Genomic DNA, 17,015 nt, shown 5'->3' with positions numbered 1-17,015 from the left:
GTGGAGGACGGCAGGGTGCGGGTGGTCATCGCCGAGGACTCGGTGTTGCTCAGGGAGGGCCTGACCCGCCTGCTGGACGACCGGGGCCACGAGGTCGTGGCGGGCGTCGGCGACGGTGCGGCGCTGGTGAAGGTGGTCGGCGAACTGGCCGCGGCCGGGGAGCCGCCGGACGTGGTGGTGGCGGACGTGCGGATGCCGCCGACCCACACCGACGAGGGCCTGCGGGCGGCCATCCGGCTCCGCGTCGACCACCCGGAGCTGCCGGTGCTGGTGCTGTCGCAGTACGTGGAGGAGCAGTACGCCACCGAGTTGCTGGCCGGGTCCGGCCGAGGGGTGGGCTACCTCCTCAAGGACCGGGTGGCCGAGGTGCGCGAGTTCGTGGACGCCGTGGTCCGGGTGGCCCGCGGCGGCACCGCGCTGGATCCGGAGGTGGTCGCCCAGTTGCTGGGCCGCAGCCGCAAGCAGGACGTGCTGGCGGGGCTCACGCCGCGGGAGCGCGAGGTGCTGGGGCTGATGGCCGAGGGCCGCACGAACTCGGCCATCGCCCGCCGGCTGGTGGTCAGCGACGGCGCGGTGGAGAAGCACGTCGGCAACATCTTCATGAAGCTGGGTCTGGCACCGAGTGACGGGGATCACCGTCGGGTGCTGGCGGTGCTCGCCTACCTCAGGTCGTAGGCCTCCGGTCCCGGCGTGCCGAGCCACCACCGAGCCACTACCGAGCCGCCACCGGACCGCCGTAGTGTCCGACGCGCCCGCCCTCACCTGGGGCGGAGGCGTCCCGGCCGTCCGGCGTCGCCTCTCGGTGCCCCCCGGACGCCGCCGGGTCCGGGGACTCCGGACGGGCTTGAGGCGGTGGTCGGAATACGCGGGCGCCACCGAACGTCGTCTCATACGGCCGTCCATCATGTGGCTGCTCTCCAGGAAGGGCACCCTTACCGACGTACGATGGCCGGCGAGCCGCCGCCCCGAGGAGGTCCTGTCCCGTGACCAGCCAGGTCAGCAACGCAGCCGATCAGCAACGCTCGCCCGGATCACCGACCAAGGAGGTCAGGCGCCTGGAGCGGGTCGTCATCCGGTTCGCCGGCGACTCCGGCGACGGTATGCAGTTGACCGGTGACCGGTTCACCTCGGAGACGGCGTCCTTCGGCAACGACCTCTCCACGCTGCCCAACTTCCCCGCCGAGATCCGGGCCCCCGCCGGGACGCTGCCGGGCGTGTCGTCGTTCCAGCTGCACTTCGCCGACCACGACATCCTCACCCCCGGTGACGCCCCCGACGTGCTGGTGGCGATGAACCCGGCCGCCCTGAAGGCGAACCTGCCGGACCTGCCGCGGGGCGCGGAGATCATCGTCAACACCGACGAGTTCTCCAAGCGGGCGATGGCCAAGGTCGGGTACGCCGCCAACCCCCTGGAGGACGGCTCCCTGGAGGGGTACCGCGTCCACCCGGTGCCGTTGACGACGCTGACGATCGAGGCGCTCAAGGAGTCCGGTCTGGCCAGGCGGGACGCCGAGCGCGCGAAGAACATGTTCGCGCTGGGCCTGCTGAGCTGGATGTACCACCGGCCCACCGAGGGCACCGAGTCCTTCCTGCGCAAGAAGTTCGCCAGGAAGCCCGAGGTGGCCGAGGCGAACGTCACCGCCTTCCGGGCGGGCTGGAACTTCGGCGAGACCACCGAGGACTTCGCCGTCTCCTACGAGGTCGCCCCGGCGTCGGCGGCCTTCCCGCCGGGCACCTACCGCAACATCTCCGGCAACCTGGCGCTGTCCTACGGGTTGATCGCCGCGTCCCGGCAGGCGGATCTCCCGCTGTACCTGGGCTCGTACCCGATCACCCCGGCCTCGGACATCCTGCACGAGCTGAGCCGCCACAAGAACTTCGGCGTGCGCACCTTCCAGGCCGAGGACGAGATCGCGGGCATCGGCGCCGCGCTGGGCGCCGCCTTCGGCGGCGCGCTCGCGGTGACCACCACCTCCGGCCCGGGAGTGGCGCTGAAGTCGGAGACGATCGGCCTGGCGGTCTCCCTGGAGCTGCCGCTGCTGGTCGTGGACATCCAGCGCGGCGGCCCCTCCACCGGTCTGCCCACCAAGACCGAGCAGGCGGACCTGCTCCAGGCGATGTACGGGCGCAACGGCGAGGCCCCGGTGCCGGTCGTCGCCCCGGCCACCCCGGGCGACTGCTTCGACGCCGCGCTGGACGCGGCCCGGATCGCGCTGACGTACCGGACGCCGGTCTTCCTGCTCTCCGACGGTTACCTGGCCAACGGTTCCGAGCCGTGGCGGATCCCGGAGATCGACGAGCTGCCCGACCTGCGGGTGCGGTTCGCGGGCGGCCCGAACCACACCACCGAGGACGGCACCGAGGTCTTCTGGCCGTACAAGCGCGACCCGGAGACCCTGGCCCGCCCCTGGGCCGTGCCGGGCACGCCGGGCCTGGAGCACCGCATCGGCGGCATCGAGAAGCAGGACGGCACGGGCAACATCTCCTACTCCCCGGACAACCACGACTTCATGGTCCGCACCCGCCAGGCGAAGGTGGACGGCATCGAGGTGCCGGACGCCGTCGTCGACGACCCCACCGGCGACGCGCGGCTGCTGGTGCTGGGCTGGGGCTCCACCTACGGGCCCATCGCCGCCGCGGTGCGCCGGCTGCGCGCCGCCGGGGAGAAGGTCGCCCAGACCCACCTGCGCCACATCAACCCCTTCCCCGCCAACCTCGGCGAGGTACTGGGGCGCTACGACAAGGTGGTCGTGCCCGAGATGAACCTCGGGCAGTTGGCCACCCTGCTGCGCGCGAAGTACCTGGTCGACGCCCGGTCGTACACCCAGGTCCGAGGACTGCCGTTCAAGGCCGAGCAACTCGCCACCGTTCTGAAGGAGGCCATCGATGGCTGAGACCACGGCGGAGGCGCCCACCTTCGAGGCGCTCTCCCTGGTCCCCAAGGCCGAAGGCAAGCAGACCATGAAGGACTTCAAGTCCGACCAGGAGGTCCGCTGGTGCCCCGGCTGCGGCGACTACGCCGTCCTGGCCGCCGTCCAGGGCTTCATGCCCGAGCTGGGGCTGGCGAAGGAGAACATCGTCTTCGTCTCCGGCATCGGCTGCTCATCGCGCTTCCCGTACTACATGAACACCTACGGGATGCACTCCATCCACGGCCGCGCGCCCGCCATCGCCACCGGTCTGGCCACCTCCCGGACCGACCTGTCGGTGTGGGTGGTCACCGGTGACGGCGACGCGCTGTCCATCGGCGGCAACCACCTCATCCACGCGCTGCGCCGGAACGTGAACCTGAAGATCCTGCTGTTCAACAACCGGATCTACGGGCTCACCAAGGGCCAGTACTCCCCCACCTCCGAGGTCGGCAAGATCACCAAGTCGACGCCGATGGGATCGCTGGACGCGCCCTTCAACCCGGTCTCGCTGGCGATCGGCGCGGAGGCGTCCTTCGTGGCCCGTACGGTGGACTCCGACCGCAAGCACCTCACCGGCGTGCTGCGCGCCGCCGCCGCCCACCCGGGCACCGCGTTGGTGGAGATCTACCAGAACTGCAACATCTTCAACGACGGCGCGTTCGAGGCGTTGAAGGACAAGGAGCAGGCGCTGGAGGCGGTGATCCGGCTGGAGCACGGGCAGCCCATCCGCTTCGGCGTTCCGGCGGAGGACGGCCTGGGCTCCAAGGGCGTCGTCCGCGACCCGGCCACCGGCGACCTGAAGGTCGTCGACGTCACGGTGGAGGGCACCGAGGGCGTGCTGGTGCACGACGCCCACGCCGAGTCCCCGACGACGGCGTTCGCCCTCTCCCGGCTCGCCGACGCCGACACCCTGCACCACACGCCCATCGGTGTGCTGCGCGACGTGCGCCGTCCGGTCTACGACACGCTGATGGCCGAGCAGTTGGAGAAGGCCGTCGTCCAGCAGGGCAAGGGCGACCTCTCCACCCTCCTGGCGGGCAAGGACACCTGGACGGTGGTGGGCTGACGGCCCGCTCCTCCGCGAGACCCGCGTTTCCCGGGGCCGGTTCCGCAGCGGCGGGGCCGGCCCCCGGCCGTGTCCGGGCCGGAGCGCGGGGGCGTTCGGCGGGGGCGCGCCACGCGTACGGTCGGTGACACCACGTGTAAGCACCGTATCGCGGGAACGGAAATGACAACCGGGGTGCGCGGCGTTACCTTCGTCTGGTTGGCCTGTGCCGGTCGGCCATCACACGGAGGAGGAACGTTGGAGTCGCAGGGCGAACAGCGCACGGGTCTGTTGTTCGGTTTCGCCGCCTACGGGATGTGGGGCTTCCTACCGCTCTACTGGGCCCTTCTGGAGCCCGCGGGCCCCATCGAGGTGCTGGCGCACCGGATGGTGTGGTCGCTGCCCACCGCCCTGGTGATCCTCGCCGTGCTGCGCCGTTGGGCGTGGATCCGGCCGTTGCTGCGGGAGCCGCGCAGGCTCGGGCTGATCGCCCTCGCGGCCACGCTGATATCGGTCAACTGGGGGCTGTTCATCTGGGCCGTCTCCGCGGAGAAGGTCATCGAGGCGTCGCTCGGGTACTTCGTCAATCCGCTGATATCCATCGCCTTCGGGGTGCTGCTGCTGCGCGAGCGGCTGCGGCCCGCGCAGTGGGCGGCCGTCGGGCTGGGCGCGCTCGCCGTCGTGGTGATGACCGTGGCCTACGGCCGGCTGCCCTGGCTCTCGCTCGCGCTGGCCGTCTCCTTCGCCCTCTACGGGCTGCTCAAGAAGGGCGTCCGACTGGACGGCGTGGCCGGCTTCGGCGCCGAGACGGCCGTGCAGTTCCTGCCGGCCGTCGCCGTCCTGGTCGTCCTGGGCTCCAGGGGCGAGTCCACCTTCACCACCGCGGGCCCCGGACACACGGCCCTGCTCGCCTGCGCCGGCCTGGCCACCGCGCTGCCGCTGATCTTCTTCGGTGGTGCGGCCGTACGGCTGCCGCTGTCGACGATCGGCCTGCTCCAGTACCTGGCGCCCGCTTCGATGTTCCTACTGGGGCTCCTGGCCTTCGGTGAGGAGATGCCTCCCGAGCGCTGGGCCGGGTTCACGCTCGTCTGGATCGCGCTGTGCGTGCTGACCTGGGACGCGCTGCGCAACGCACACCGTTCGCGGGTTCGGTTGCGCGAGGCCGCGGCGGCGGCGGCCTCGGCCGCGCGGGACGGGTCGGTACCGGCCGCACCGGCCGCCGCCCCTCCGGCCGCCGCCGGTTCGCCCCCGGAGCCCTCGAAGGGCTGAGCGCCCCCTTCCCGTCCCGCCCCCGGCCGGGGACCGTCCCACTCGGACGGCCCACGGTCGGGGGCGGAGTGCTGCGGGCCGCTTGGAGCGCGACGAAAGCGGATCTTCCACGTCAACGCCGCCATGTTCGATATACGAACACCAAAGTCCGGATTCCGCCCTTGACGGTACATCGGCGCCACATCAGCATCATGCTCACGTCAACCCCCACACAGGAGGCATCGATGCTCGCGCATGTCGGACGACGGCTCCCCCGAAGATCCCCCCTGTACCGCGCCGCCCTCGGAGCCGGGCTGGCCGGCGCCCTCGCCGCCGGGCTGCTCACCGCCACCACGGCCACCGCCGCCCCGACCCCGACGGAGCCCACCGCCCAGGCCGCCGCTCCGGACATCCCCCTCGCGAACGTCAAGGCCCACCTCTCCCAGTTCCAGGCGATAGCCCAGGCCAACGGCGGCAACCGGGCCCACGGACGCCCCGGCTACCGAGCGTCGCTCGACTACGTCAAGGGCAAGCTGGACGCGGCCGGCTACACCACCTCCGTCCAGCAGTTCACCTCCAACGGCTCCACCGGCTACAACCTGATCGCCGACTGGCCCGGCGGCGACCCCGACGCGGTCGTCATGGCCGGGGCCCACCTGGACTCCGTGAGCAGCGGCGCCGGCATCAACGACAACGGCTCCGGCTCCGCCGCCGTCCTGGAGACCGCCCTCGCGGTCGCCAGGACGGGGTACCGGCCCGACAAGCACCTGCGGTTCGCCTGGTGGGGAGCCGAGGAGTTGGGACTGGTGGGATCGAGGTTCTACGTCAACAGCCTCTCCTCCGCCCAGCGGGCCGACATCGACGGCTACCTCAACTTCGACATGGTCGGATCGCCCAACGCCGGCTACTTCGTCTACGACGACGACCCGGTGATCGAGGCAGTCCTCAAGGACTGGTTCACCGCCAGGGGCATTCCGACCGAGATCGAGACCGAGGGCGACGGGCGCTCCGACCACGCCTCGTTCAAGAACGCGGGCATCCCCGTCGGGGGACTGTTCACCGGTGCCGGACGGACCAAGACCACCGCCCAGGCGCGGAAGTGGGGCGGCACCGCCGGCGTCCCGTTCGACCGCTGCTACCACTCCTCCTGCGACACCACCGCCAACATCAACGACACCGCCCTGGACCGGAACGCCGACGCGACGGCCCACGCGATGTGGACGCTGAGCTCCGGCACCGGCACCCCTCCGCCGGACGGTCGGACCTTCGAGAACACCGCGGACGTCACCGTCCCCGACGGCGGACCGGCCGCGGAGTCACCGATCACGGTCACCGGCGTCCCCGGCAACGCGCCCGCCGACCTCAAGGTCGGCGTCGACATCAGGCACACCTACCGGGGCGACCTGGTGATCGATCTGGTCGCCCCCGACGGCAGCGCCTACCGTCTGAAGGACTCCGGCTGGGACTCGGGCGACGACGTGATCACCACCTACACCGTCGACGCCTCCTCCGAACCGGCCGACGGCACCTGGAAGCTCCGCGTCCAGGACGTCCACCGCTACGACAGCGGCCACATCGGCGCCTGGAGCCTGACCTTCTGACCCGCCCGGGTCCGGTCCGCTCCCCCCCTCACGGCGAGCGCGCGTCGCCCGGGGCGCGAGGGAGCCCTCCCGGGTCGGGGAGGCGGGCCCGGGAAGCGGACCGGGACGCTCAGACGGTCATGTCCCGGTGAGTGAGGCGCGCCCAGGCGGCCGAGCCGAAGACGGCCGCGTACAGCCCCTGGAGGGTCAGGTTGTCGAGCAGGTCCTCCCAGTAGACGGGATCGCGGAGGAGGTCGGCGAAGGACATCCAGTGGTGGGGGAAGAGATAGGGGTGAACGGCGTCCAGCTGTGGGATCGCGCCGACGATCTGCACGGTGATCAGCAGGCCGACGGTCGCCGCCATGGCGGCGACACCACTGTCGGTGAGGGTGGAGAGGAACAGCCCCAGTGCCGCCACCCCGATCAGTGAGGCCGCCACGACAACCGCTATGGCCAAGGCCCTCAGCAGGCCCTCCGTGAGGGGAACGGTCGTCCCCGACAGCAGGGTCACCTCCCCGAGGGGGAAGAGGAGCGCGCCGGTGGCCAGCGCGGAAGCCGCCACGGTCAGGGTCGCCGCCAGACAGAAGGCCCAGACGGCGGTGAACTTGGCCAGCAGCAGCCGGGTGCGTCCGGCGGGGGCGACCAGCAGATAGCGCAGGGTGCCCGTGCCCGCCTCTCCCGCGATCGAGTCCCCCGCCACGACGCCGACCGCCATGGGGAGGAAGAACGGCAGGGTGACGGCGAGCGCGGTGAAGACCAGGAACAGACCGTTGTTGGTGATCTGGTTGATGAACGCAGGCCCACCGCCTCCACCGCCTCCGTCGGCACCGCCGTCCCCGGTCTCGATCCTGACCGCGGTGCCGACCAGCGGCGGGACGGCCGCCAACACGGCCAGCAACACCAGGGTCCGCCACCGGCGGAAGGTCACGACCAACTCGCTGCGGAACAGCCCGAAGGTCCACAGCGGGCCGGGACGCCGCGCCGTCGGGGCGTGGCCCCGTTCCGGTTCGGCCCGCGCCGGTTCGGTCCGCGCCGGCTCAACCCGCGACATCGAAGCCCTCCCCGGTCAGTGCCACGAAGACGTCCTCCAGCGATCCGTGCTCGGTGCCGAAGGCCCTCACCCGGACCCCCGACCGCACCAGAGCCGCGTTGAGGTCGGCCGGGTCGGGAGCCTCGGCCGCCGGCAGTTCGCCGGTGACGCGGTCCCCGACGACGGTCAGACCGGTCACACCGTGCTCCCGCAGAACGCGGGCGGCGTTCCCGGTGTCCGCGGTGGTGACCACCAGCCGGCCCCGGGCGCCCGCCACCAACTCGTCCACCGCCCCCTGCGCCAGCAGCCGCCCCCGGGACATCACCGCCGCGTGCGTACAGACCTGTTCGATCTCGTCCAGCAGATGGGAGGAGAGGAAGACCGTGGTGCCGTCGTCCGAGAGCTCCCGCACCAGAGAGCGGATCTCACGCATCCCCTGGGGGTCCAGCCCGTTGGTCGGTTCGTCCAGGACCAGCAGGTCGCGCGGCCGCAGCAGCGCCGCCGCCAAGCCGAGGCGCTGCTTCATGCCCAACGAGTAGGTCCGTGCCTTCCTGCGTGCGGCAGCCGTCAGCCCCACCCGCTCCAGCGCCTCCCCCACCCTCGCGGCACGGGTTTGGGGATCGGCCGTCGGGTCGGCCGCGTCGAAGCGCAGCAGGTTGTCCCGCCCGGAGAGGAAGCCGTACAGGGCCGGGCCCTCGATCAACGCCCCCACCCTCGGCAACACCTCGCGGGCGGCGGCCGGCATCGACTCCCCCAGCAGCCGTGCGCTGCCGGCGCTCGGCTCGATCAGTCCGAGCAGCATCCGGATCGTGGTCGTCTTGCCCGATCCGTTGGGCCCCAGGAAGCCGAAGACACTACCGCGCGGCACGTCCAGGTCGAGCCCGTCCACGGCGAGCTGCCCACCGCGGTACCGCTTGGTGAGCCCGCGGACCTCGACGACCGTGTCCGGTACGGACGGTGGCTGCATGGTGCTCCCGAGATCGAACGGACGGTCCGACGCGGCGGCCCCGCACCGGCTTCCGCGCCCCGCCCCGGCGGTGGGGCGGGACGCGGGGACCGGGTGTCGGCGTTACCGCCCGGTCGAACCGTCCCCGGTGTCGCTCCGGCCGGCCTTCTCGGCGGCGTCCGCCGCCTTGACCAGGCCCTCCTTGGTGACGGCGCCGACGTACACGGTGCCGTCGTCGGTGATCAGCGCGTTGACGAGACGGGTGGTGAAGACCCGACCGGTGCCGAAGTCCCCGGTGACCTCGTCGGTGAAGCCGTCGAGGAGCTTCTCCGCCTCGGGCGTCCCCGCGTCCTTCGGGTCGTTCGGCCCCTTCGCGAGGTCCGCCCGTCCGCCACCGGGCAGCCGGATCTCGGCGACCGTGTCCCAGCCCCGGCCGATGACCTCCAGACCGGACGGCAGGCCCTGGTTCGCGTTCCGCTCCCCACCGTCGTGGGGTTCCCGCCGGGAGACGTCCCCCGCACCGGTCGGCCGCTCCTCGGTGACCTCGGCCCCCTTGGGCGGGGTGAACTCGAAGGTGTCCGCGGCCGGCTTGGCGAAGTCCACCTCGGTGAAGCCCACGTCGACCACGGCCTTGCCGCCGTCCCGGGGGGTGAGGGTGAACTTCAGCGGCACACCGCTGTCCGCGTCCACCGCGATCCGCACCGATCCGACCGTGCTGTCCGACTGCCGGGGCCGGATGAGCAGCTGGTAGGCGTCCTGCCCGGCGACCTTCGCCGTGCCGTCGACGGTGACCGAGGTGGTGTCGTCGACCGCCTTGAGGACCTCCTGGGCGGCCTTTCGCGGAGTGATCTTCTCCAGCCCGCCGGGAGACTCCTCCGGCGCGGCGGCGCCCTCGGGCACCTCGGGCAGGACGGTGTGGTGGACGGCGTTGGCGGCGCTGTCGTACGCCCACACGTCCTTCCCGTTGTGGACGAGGCTGTACTCGGCGGCCTCCTCGACGACGGAGAGACGCTGCCGGTCCGGACCGTCGACGGCGACGCGCAGGATGTGGGTGCCGGAGGCCAGCTCCATGAGCTTGGCCTGCGGGTCGGCGCCCTCCGTCCCGCCCTCGCCGCCACTCCCGCCGTGGCGGCCGGCGTCGAACGAGCCCGCGCCGGGCAGGGCGGGCAGCCCCAGGTCGGTGGTGATCTTCACCGTGCCGGAGAGGCTCTCGGTCTCCGAGGAGGCGATTCTCGTTATCAACTCCTCGGCGGTGATCTTCGGTAGGTCGGGGCCGCCACCGGAAGTGGCCAGGGCCGGTACGAGGCCGACGGTCGCGATCGCCGCCCCGGCCACGGTGGCCGGCACGGCGTACCGCAGCGCCCTCTTCATCGGTCGGTTCTGTGCCATCTGTGCGTGTACCTCCGTGATCGGCGGCGCTTCGTCCGTATATCGCACTCGTCCACCCCTCGCCGCCATTCTCACCCGGTTCGGAGCGGGGTGACGCTCCCAATCACACCAAATTGCTCCGGACAGGTCGTCAGACGACGGGGCCAGGTCGGCGTACTACCGCAGGATGACGGCGCGTTGTCGGTCTCCTCCTGCCAACCCGACCTCGGCCGGGCCGACCCGCCGAAAGTGGGGGAAGCCCCGGAGGGAGCCTCGGGAGGGCACCCGGAAGGGCGGTCGATCGGGAAGGGGGACGGGCGGGTGCCACCCGAGCGGAACGGGGCGGGGGACCGTCGGTCAACCCGCCCGATGGACCACCGAGTCGCACAGGGAGGAGAGCGCCTCCTTGGCCGCACAGTCCGGCAGGGGCGCCAGGATCCCGCGGGCCTCGTCCGCGTAGCGGACGGTGTCCCGGCGTGCCTCGTCCAGCGCCGGGTGGGCGCGCAGCCCGGCCAGCGCCTCGGCGTGACGGACGTCGTCGGTCAGGTCGCCGTCCAGCAGCGCGCACAGGGCCAGGTCGTCCGGCGCGCCGCTCCGTGCCGCGCGGGCCCGCAGGTGGAGGACCGGCAGCGTCGCGACGCCCTCCCGCAGGTCCGTGCCCGGCGTCTTCCCGGACTCGTGCGCGTCGCTGGCGATGTCCAGGACGTCGTCCGCCAGTTGGAAGGCGGTGCCGATCCGCTCCCCGTACTGGGTGAGGATGTCCACGACCCTCTCGTCCGCGCCCGACATCATCGCCCCCAGGCGGCCGGCCACCGCGATCAGCGAACCGGTCTTGCCGGCGATCACATCGAGGTAGTGGGTGATCGGATCGTCGCCCTCCTGCGGCCCGGCCGTCTCCAGGATCTGCCCGGTCACCAGTCGCTCGAACGCCTCGGCCTGGACGCGGACGGCCTCCGGCCCCAGGCCGGCCAGGATGTGCGAGGCCTGCGCGAAGAGGAAGTCGCCGGTGAGGACGGCCACCGAGTTGCCCCAGCGGACGTTCGCGCTGGGCACCCCGCGTCGCACCGCCGCCTCGTCCATCACGTCGTCGTGGTAGAGCGTCGCCAGGTGCGTCAGTTCCACCACCACGGCCGAGGGGACCACGCCCGGGGCGTGGGGGTCGCCGAACTGCGACGCCAGCATCACCAGCAGCGGGCGGAAACGCTTCCCGCCGGCCCGCACCAGGTGTTGCGCGGCTTCCGTTATGAAGGGCACGCCACTCTTGGTGGCCTCGACCAGGCCCTCCTCGACAGCCGCCAACCCCGCCTTTACATCGGCTTCCAGTGCCTGGTCCCGCACGCTCAGCCCGAAGGGCTCGACGACGGTCACGAGGGGTACTCCTGTCTGCGTACGATCAGCGAACGATCACGCGGCCTGTCGCGGTCGTCACGGTGCGTCGCCGTACCGCGGGACCGCTATCACCATCATCATCCCTGGCAGCGTAGCCGGTCCCGGATCGATCACCGCCGCCGCGTGCCGGTGTACCCGACCCCTGTGTCCACGGCTTCTGCCCGAGATCACCACCGCGTAGCCTGTTCGCGGCCCTGACCGGCGACGACCTCGAAGGCGAGGCATTCCACCCATGTCCGACGCGACCCCGCTCGACCTCCCCGACGACGACCTCTTCGGCCCGGACAACCTTCCCTACGGCGTCTTCACCACCGAGGACGACCCCGACCTGCCCCGGATCGGCGTCCGGTACGGCCGGTCCGTGCTGGACGCCGGATCGGCGGCGGAGAGCTTCGGCTCGCCCCACGCCGACCTGCTCCGGGAGCCCCGCCTCAACCCCCTGATGGCGGCGGGACGGCCGGTCTGGCAGGCCGTCCGCGCCGAGCTGCGCTCCTGGCTGACCTCCCCCGAGCACGCCGACGTCATCGGGCAGTACCTGGTCCCGCTCGAGGACGTCACCCTCCACCTCCCCTTCGAGCCGGCCGACTACGTGGACTTCTACGCCAGCGAGCACCACGCCTCCAACGTCGGGCGGATCTTCCGGCCGAACGGCGAGCCCCTCACCCCCAACTGGAAGCACCTGCCGATCGGCTACCACGGCCGTGCCGGCACGGTGGTGGTCTCCGGGACCCCGGTCGTCCGCCCGCGGGGACAGCGCAAGGCACCCGACGAGACGGCCCCCACCTTCGGACCGTCCCGCCGTCTGGACATCGAGGCCGAGGTCGGCTTCGTCGTCGGCGCCCCCTCGCGCCTGGGCGAGCCGGTGCCCCAGTCCGCCTTCCGGGAGCACGTCTTCGGCGTCTGCCTCGTCAACGACTGGTCGGCGCGCGACATCCAGGCGTGGGAGTACGTCCCGCTGGGCCCGTTCCTGGGGAAGTCCTTCGCGACCTCCGTCTCCGCCTGGGTCACCCCGCTCGACGCCCTCGACGCCGCCCGCACCGACCCACCGGCCCGCACCCACCCGCTACTGCCCTACCTGGAGGACTCCGCCGGCGGCGAACCCGGCGGACTGGACCTGCGGATCTCCGTCTCCCTCAACGGTCACACCATCGCCGAGCCGCCGTTCTCCGCCATGTACTGGACGGCCGCCCAGCAGCTCGCCCACATGACGGTCAACGGAGCCTCGCTGCGCACCGGTGATCTCTTCGCCTCCGGCACGGTCAGCGGTCCGCAGGCGCACCAGCGCGGCTGCCTGTTGGAACTGACCTGGTCCGGGCGCGACCCGTTGGACCTGCCCGACGGCGAGCGGACCTTCCTGGAGGACGGTGACGAGGTCGTCATCACCGCCTGGGCCCCGGGGCCGAACGGCGGCCGCGTCGGTCTGGGCGAGGTCTCCGGTCGCGTCCACCCGGCCGGCGGCGCGGAGGACCGGTAGGTCCCGGTCTTTCGAGCGGTCGGGGCCCCGGCCGGCGGTCCGGGGAGGCCCCCGGCGGACGTGTCGGTTCCGTGGAGCCGGCGGGGACTTCGCGCCCCCGCCGGTCCCCGCCTGCTAGCTTGACGTGTCCTTGCACCACACACGGAGGGGGAGCGCGTGCGCGCGTCGGTACGTCGCGCCGGAGCGGCCGTCGCCCTGGCGGCGACCCTGCTGGTGAGCGGCTGCGGAAGCGACGGCGGTACGGACGGTGCCGAACCCGAGCGGACCGCCCGGGAGAGCACCGAAGCCGCCGGGCCCACCGGTGGCGGGGCGGCCGACGAGGAGGGTGGCGTCGACGGCACCTGGAGTTCCGGCGACGGCGGGGACGCCCTGGTGCTGAGCGTCGGCGACGGCCAGGCGGCCCTGCTCGGCGCCACCGCCTGCACGGGCACGGTGTCCACCGACGCCGACCCGATCACCCTCGACCTCACGTGCGGTGACGGCAGCAGCGATCACACCGAGGGCACGGTGCGGAGCGTCGACGGCGAGGAGCTGACGATCGAGTGGGGGTCGGGCACCACCGACACCTTCACCAGGATCGAGATCCCCACCGAGTTCCCCTCCGAGACCCCCGTCGAACCGCCCACCGACCTCGACCCGGAGCTCCCCACGGAGTGACCGGGCCGCGCCCGCCCGCGGGCGCACCGCGGCGGACGGCCGCCCGGCACCATCCGTGCCGGGCGGCCGTCCGCCGTCGTGTGTCCCGCCGCGTTCCCTCAGCGCGCGAACACCCCCGCCTGGGAGGCCAGGTCCAGGAAGTACTGCGGGGCGACCCCCAGCACCACCGTGACCGCCACGCCGATGGCGATCGCCGTCGTGGTCAGCGGGCTGGGAACCGCCACCGACGGCCCCTCCGCCTTCGGCTCGCTGAAGAACATCAGGACGATGACGCGGATGTAGAAGAACGCCGCCACGGCCGAGGCGATCACGCCCACCACCACCAGCGCGCCCGCGCCGCCTTCCGCCGCCGCCTTGAAGACCGCGAACTTGCCCGCGAACCCCGAGGTCAGCGGAATGCCCGCGAAGGCCAGCAGGAAGACCGCGAAGACCGCGGCCACCAGCGGCGCGCGCCGCCCCAGCCCGGCCCACCCGGACAGGTGGGTGGCCTCGCCCCCGGCGTCCCGCACCAGTGTCACCACGGCGAAGGAGCCGAGCGTGACGAAGGAGTAGGCCGCCAGGTAGAAGAGCACCGAGGAGATCCCGCTGGGCGTCGCCGCGATCACACCGGCGAGGATGAAGCCCGCGTGCGCGATGGAGGAGTACGCCAGCAGCCGCTTGACGTCGGTCTGCGTGACGGCGACGACCGCGCCGGCCACCATCGAGGCGATCGCCACGCCCCACAGCACCGGCCGCCAGTCCCAGGTGAGTCCCGGCAGGACGACGTACAGCAGCCGCAGCAGGGCGCCGAAGGCGGCGACCTTGGTGGCGGCGGCCATGAAACCCGTGACGGGGGTCGGGGCGCCCTGGTAGACGTCCGGCGTCCACATGTGGAACGGCACGGCGCCGACCTTGAACAGCAGCCCCATCAGCAGCAGCGCGCCGCCGACGAGCAGCAGCGCGTCGTTGCCCGTGGTCGCGGCCAGTGCCTCGGTGACCTCCCGGTTGGTGTCCGAGACGACCGAGGCGATGCCCGCGTACCTCACCGTGCCCGCGTAGCCGTACAGCAGCGCGATGCCGAAGAGCAGGAAGGCGGAGGAGAAGGCGCCCAGCAGGAAGTACTTGAGCGCCGCCTCCTGCGACATCAGCCGCTTGCGGCGGGCCAGCGCGCACAGCACGTACAGCGGGAGGGAGAAGACCTCCAGCGCGATGAAGAGGGTCAGCAGGTCGTTGGCGGCCGGGAAGACCAGCATGCCGCCGACCGCGAAGAGCAGCAGGGGGTAGACCTCGGTGGTGGTGAAGCCGGCCCTGACCGCGGCCTTCTCCGCGTCACCGCCGGGAACGGCGGCGCCCTGGGCGGCGAAGGAGTCCACGTGGCCGCCGTGCGCCCGCGGGTCCAGCCGCCGCTCGGCGAAGGTGAACACCGCCACCAGGGACACCAGCAGGATCACGCCCTGGAGGAAGAGTGCCGGGCCGTCCATCGCCAGGGCGCCCATGGCGATCAGGCCCGCCTCCGTGGTGGCGCTCCCGGAGGCGGCCAGCCCGACGACGGCCGCGAAGGCCGACGCCAGGGCCAGGACGGAGAGCGCCACCTGGGCGAGGTACCGGCCGCGGCGCGGTACGAACGCCTCGACCAGCACGCCGACGACCGCGGCACCGATGACGATCAGTACCGGTGCGAGTTTCCCGTACTCGATGTGGGGGGCCGGGATCACCTCCTGGGCCCGCAGGGTGAGTTCGGTGAGTTCGGTGGTGCTGGTGCTCACTTCGCGGCCTCCACCTCAGGCTGGGGGTCGGTCTTCCGCACGTCCGAGAGGGTGTGCTCGACCGCCGGGTTGACGATCTCGGTCAGCGGCTTGGGGAAGACGCCGAGGAGGACCAGCAGGGCGATCAGCGGCGCCACGACCGCCAACTCGCGCGGCCTCAGGTCCGGCATGCGCTCGGTCTCGGGCCTGGTCGGCCCGGTCATGGTGCGCTGGTACAGGACCAGCACGTACAGCGCGGCCAGGACGATGCCGAGCGTCGCCACGATCCCGGCCACCGGGTAGCGGGTGAAGGTGCCCACCAGCACCAGGAACTCGCTGACGAACGGCGCCAGGCCCGGTAGCGACAGGGTGGCCAGGCCGCCGACCAGGAAGGTGCCGGCCAGCACCGGCGCGACCTTCTGCACACCGCCGTAGTCGGCGATGAGGCGCGAGCCGCGCCGCGAGATCAGGAAGCCGGCGACCAGCATCAGGGCGGCGGTGGAGATGCCGTGGTTGACCATGTAGAGCGTCGCCCCGCTCTGGCCCTGGCTGGTCATCGCGAAGATGCCCAGGATGATGAAGCCGAAGTGGGAGATCGACGCGTAGGCGATCAGCCGCTTGATGTCCCGCTGGCCGATGGCGAGCAGGGCGCCGTAGACGATGCTGACCAGCGCCAGCACGATCACCACCGGGGTGGCCCACTCGCTCGCCCCGGGGAAGAGGCCGAGGCAGAAGCGGAGCATCGCGAAGGTGCCCACCTTGTCGACGATCGCCGTGATGAGCACGGCGACCGGCGCGGTGGACTCGCCCATGGCGTTGGGCAGCCAGGTGTGCAGCGGCCACAGCGGGGCCTTCACCGCGAAGGCGAGGAAGAAGCCGAGGAACAGCAGGCGTTCGGTGTTCTGGGCCATCGTCAGTTCACCGGACTGCCGGGCCTCGACGATCGCCTGGAGCGAGAAGGTGCCCTCGCCGAGCTGGTCGGCGGTGACGGCGTACAGGCCGATCACCGCGGCCAGCATGATCAGGCCGCCGGCCAGGTTGTAGAGCAGGAACTTCACGGCGGCGTAGGAACGCTGCTTGGCCGTCTCCTCCTCGCCGTGCGGCCCGGCCCGGTCCCCGAAGCCCCCGATGAGGAAGTACATCGGGATCAGCATGGCCTCGAAGAAGATGTAGAAGAGGAAGACGTCGGTGGCCTCGAAGGAGATGATCACCATCGCCTCGACGGCCAGGATCAGCGCGAAGAAGCCCTGGGTGGGCCGCCATCGCCGGTTGGACGCCTGTCCTTCGCCGGCCTTCCCCTCGCCGCCGGCGGAGGGAAGGTCGGCGTCGTGCCAGCCGGCCAGGATGACGAACGGGACCAGCAGGGCCGTCAGCGCGATCAGGGCGACCGCGATGCCGTCCACACCCAGTTCGTAGCGGACGCCGAAGTCGGCGATCCAGGAGTGGGACTCGGTGAGCTGGTAGCGGTCGCCGCCGGGGTCGAAGCGGAAGGCGACGATCGCGGCCAGGACCAGGGTCGCCAGGGAGACGGCCAGGGCCAGCCACTTGGCCGCCGCACGCCTGGTGGCAGGCACGGCGGCGGTGGCGACCGCGCCGATGGCGGGCAGCGCGGCCGTTGCCGTCAGCAGGGGAAATGACATGG

At 72.0% G+C, this 17,015-nt stretch carries 13 protein-coding genes; 7 read left to right on the top strand and 6 right to left on the bottom strand.

From position 1 onward, the window contains the following. The first annotated feature begins 15 nt into the window (after positions 1-15). The 5 genes from F0L17_RS15540 to F0L17_RS15520 all read left to right on the top strand — a co-directional run bounded on the left by F0L17_RS15540 (position 16) and on the right by F0L17_RS15520 (position 6,806). Positions 16-675, top strand: a complete 660-nt coding sequence (locus tag F0L17_RS15540; protein WP_420802474.1) for a response regulator transcription factor — start codon at positions 16-18, stop codon at positions 673-675. A gap of 308 nt (positions 676-983) precedes the next feature. Further along, positions 984-2,894: a 2-oxoacid:acceptor oxidoreductase subunit alpha gene (locus F0L17_RS15535; protein ID WP_162466248.1), complete on the top strand. Its 1,911-nt coding sequence runs from the start codon at positions 984-986 to the stop codon at positions 2,892-2,894. After that, positions 2,887-3,978, top strand: a complete 1,092-nt coding sequence (locus tag F0L17_RS15530) for a 2-oxoacid:ferredoxin oxidoreductase subunit beta (protein WP_155071548.1) — start codon at positions 2,887-2,889, stop codon at positions 3,976-3,978. Before F0L17_RS15535 ends, F0L17_RS15530 begins: the two co-directional genes overlap by 8 nt. Positions 3,979-4,215: 237 nt before the next feature. Then, the gene (gene rarD / locus F0L17_RS15525; protein ID WP_155071547.1) at positions 4,216-5,226 is read left to right on the top strand and encodes an EamA family transporter RarD; all 1,011 of its coding nucleotides are present in this window, start codon (positions 4,216-4,218) and stop codon (positions 5,224-5,226) included. 224 nt (positions 5,227-5,450) lie between these two features. Then, positions 5,451-6,806 (top strand): M28 family peptidase, encoded by a 1,356-nt coding sequence (locus tag F0L17_RS15520; protein ID WP_155071546.1) that lies wholly within the window; start codon positions 5,451-5,453, stop codon positions 6,804-6,806. Positions 6,807-6,915: 109 nt separating this feature from the next. Here the strand turns inward: F0L17_RS15520 and F0L17_RS15515 are convergent, their stop codons facing one another. The 4 genes from F0L17_RS15515 to F0L17_RS15500 all read right to left on the bottom strand — a co-directional run bounded on the left by F0L17_RS15515 (position 6,916) and on the right by F0L17_RS15500 (position 11,497). After that, positions 6,916-7,836, bottom strand: coding sequence for an ABC transporter permease (locus F0L17_RS15515; protein ID WP_155071545.1), 921 nt, complete (start codon positions 7,834-7,836; stop codon positions 6,916-6,918). Further along, positions 7,823-8,782, bottom strand: coding sequence for an ABC transporter ATP-binding protein (locus F0L17_RS15510; protein ID WP_155071544.1), 960 nt, complete (start codon positions 8,780-8,782; stop codon positions 7,823-7,825). Before F0L17_RS15510 ends, F0L17_RS15515 begins: the two co-directional genes overlap by 14 nt. 102 nt (positions 8,783-8,884) lie before the next feature. Beyond that, positions 8,885-10,150, bottom strand: coding sequence for a LolA family protein (locus tag F0L17_RS15505; RefSeq protein WP_155071543.1), 1,266 nt, complete (start codon positions 10,148-10,150; stop codon positions 8,885-8,887). A gap of 336 nt (positions 10,151-10,486) precedes the next feature. Further along, a complete protein-coding gene (locus F0L17_RS15500; RefSeq protein WP_162466247.1) occupies positions 10,487-11,497 on the bottom strand; it encodes a polyprenyl synthetase family protein in 1,011 nt (336 codons plus the stop codon). A gap of 253 nt (positions 11,498-11,750) precedes the next feature. Between F0L17_RS15500 and fahA the strand changes: the two genes are divergently transcribed. Continuing rightward, positions 11,751-12,992 (top strand): fumarylacetoacetase, encoded by a 1,242-nt coding sequence (fahA, locus tag F0L17_RS15495; protein WP_155071542.1) that lies wholly within the window; start codon positions 11,751-11,753, stop codon positions 12,990-12,992. Between the two features lie 156 nt (positions 12,993-13,148). Then, on the top strand, positions 13,149-13,649 hold the full coding sequence (locus F0L17_RS15490) for a hypothetical protein (RefSeq protein WP_155071541.1): 501 nt from the start codon (positions 13,149-13,151) through the stop codon (positions 13,647-13,649). A 98-nt stretch (positions 13,650-13,747) separates the two neighbouring features. On the opposite strand, the gene nuoN is transcribed toward F0L17_RS15490, so the two are convergent. Then, entirely contained in the window at positions 13,748-15,394 is a 1,647-nt protein-coding gene (gene nuoN, locus F0L17_RS15485; protein ID WP_162466246.1) for an NADH-quinone oxidoreductase subunit NuoN, read from the bottom strand. Then, a complete protein-coding gene (locus tag F0L17_RS15480; protein WP_155071540.1) occupies positions 15,391-17,013 on the bottom strand; it encodes an NADH-quinone oxidoreductase subunit M in 1,623 nt (540 codons plus the stop codon). Before F0L17_RS15480 ends, nuoN begins: the two co-directional genes overlap by 4 nt. Positions 17,014-17,015 lie beyond the last annotated feature (2 nt).

The organism is Streptomyces taklimakanensis (assembly GCF_009709575.1).
GTDB lineage: Bacteria > Actinomycetota > Actinomycetes > Streptomycetales > Streptomycetaceae > Streptomyces > Streptomyces taklimakanensis.
Note: the sequence above shows the minus strand (reverse complement) of the source record. Positions and strands in the feature narration are given on the sequence as shown.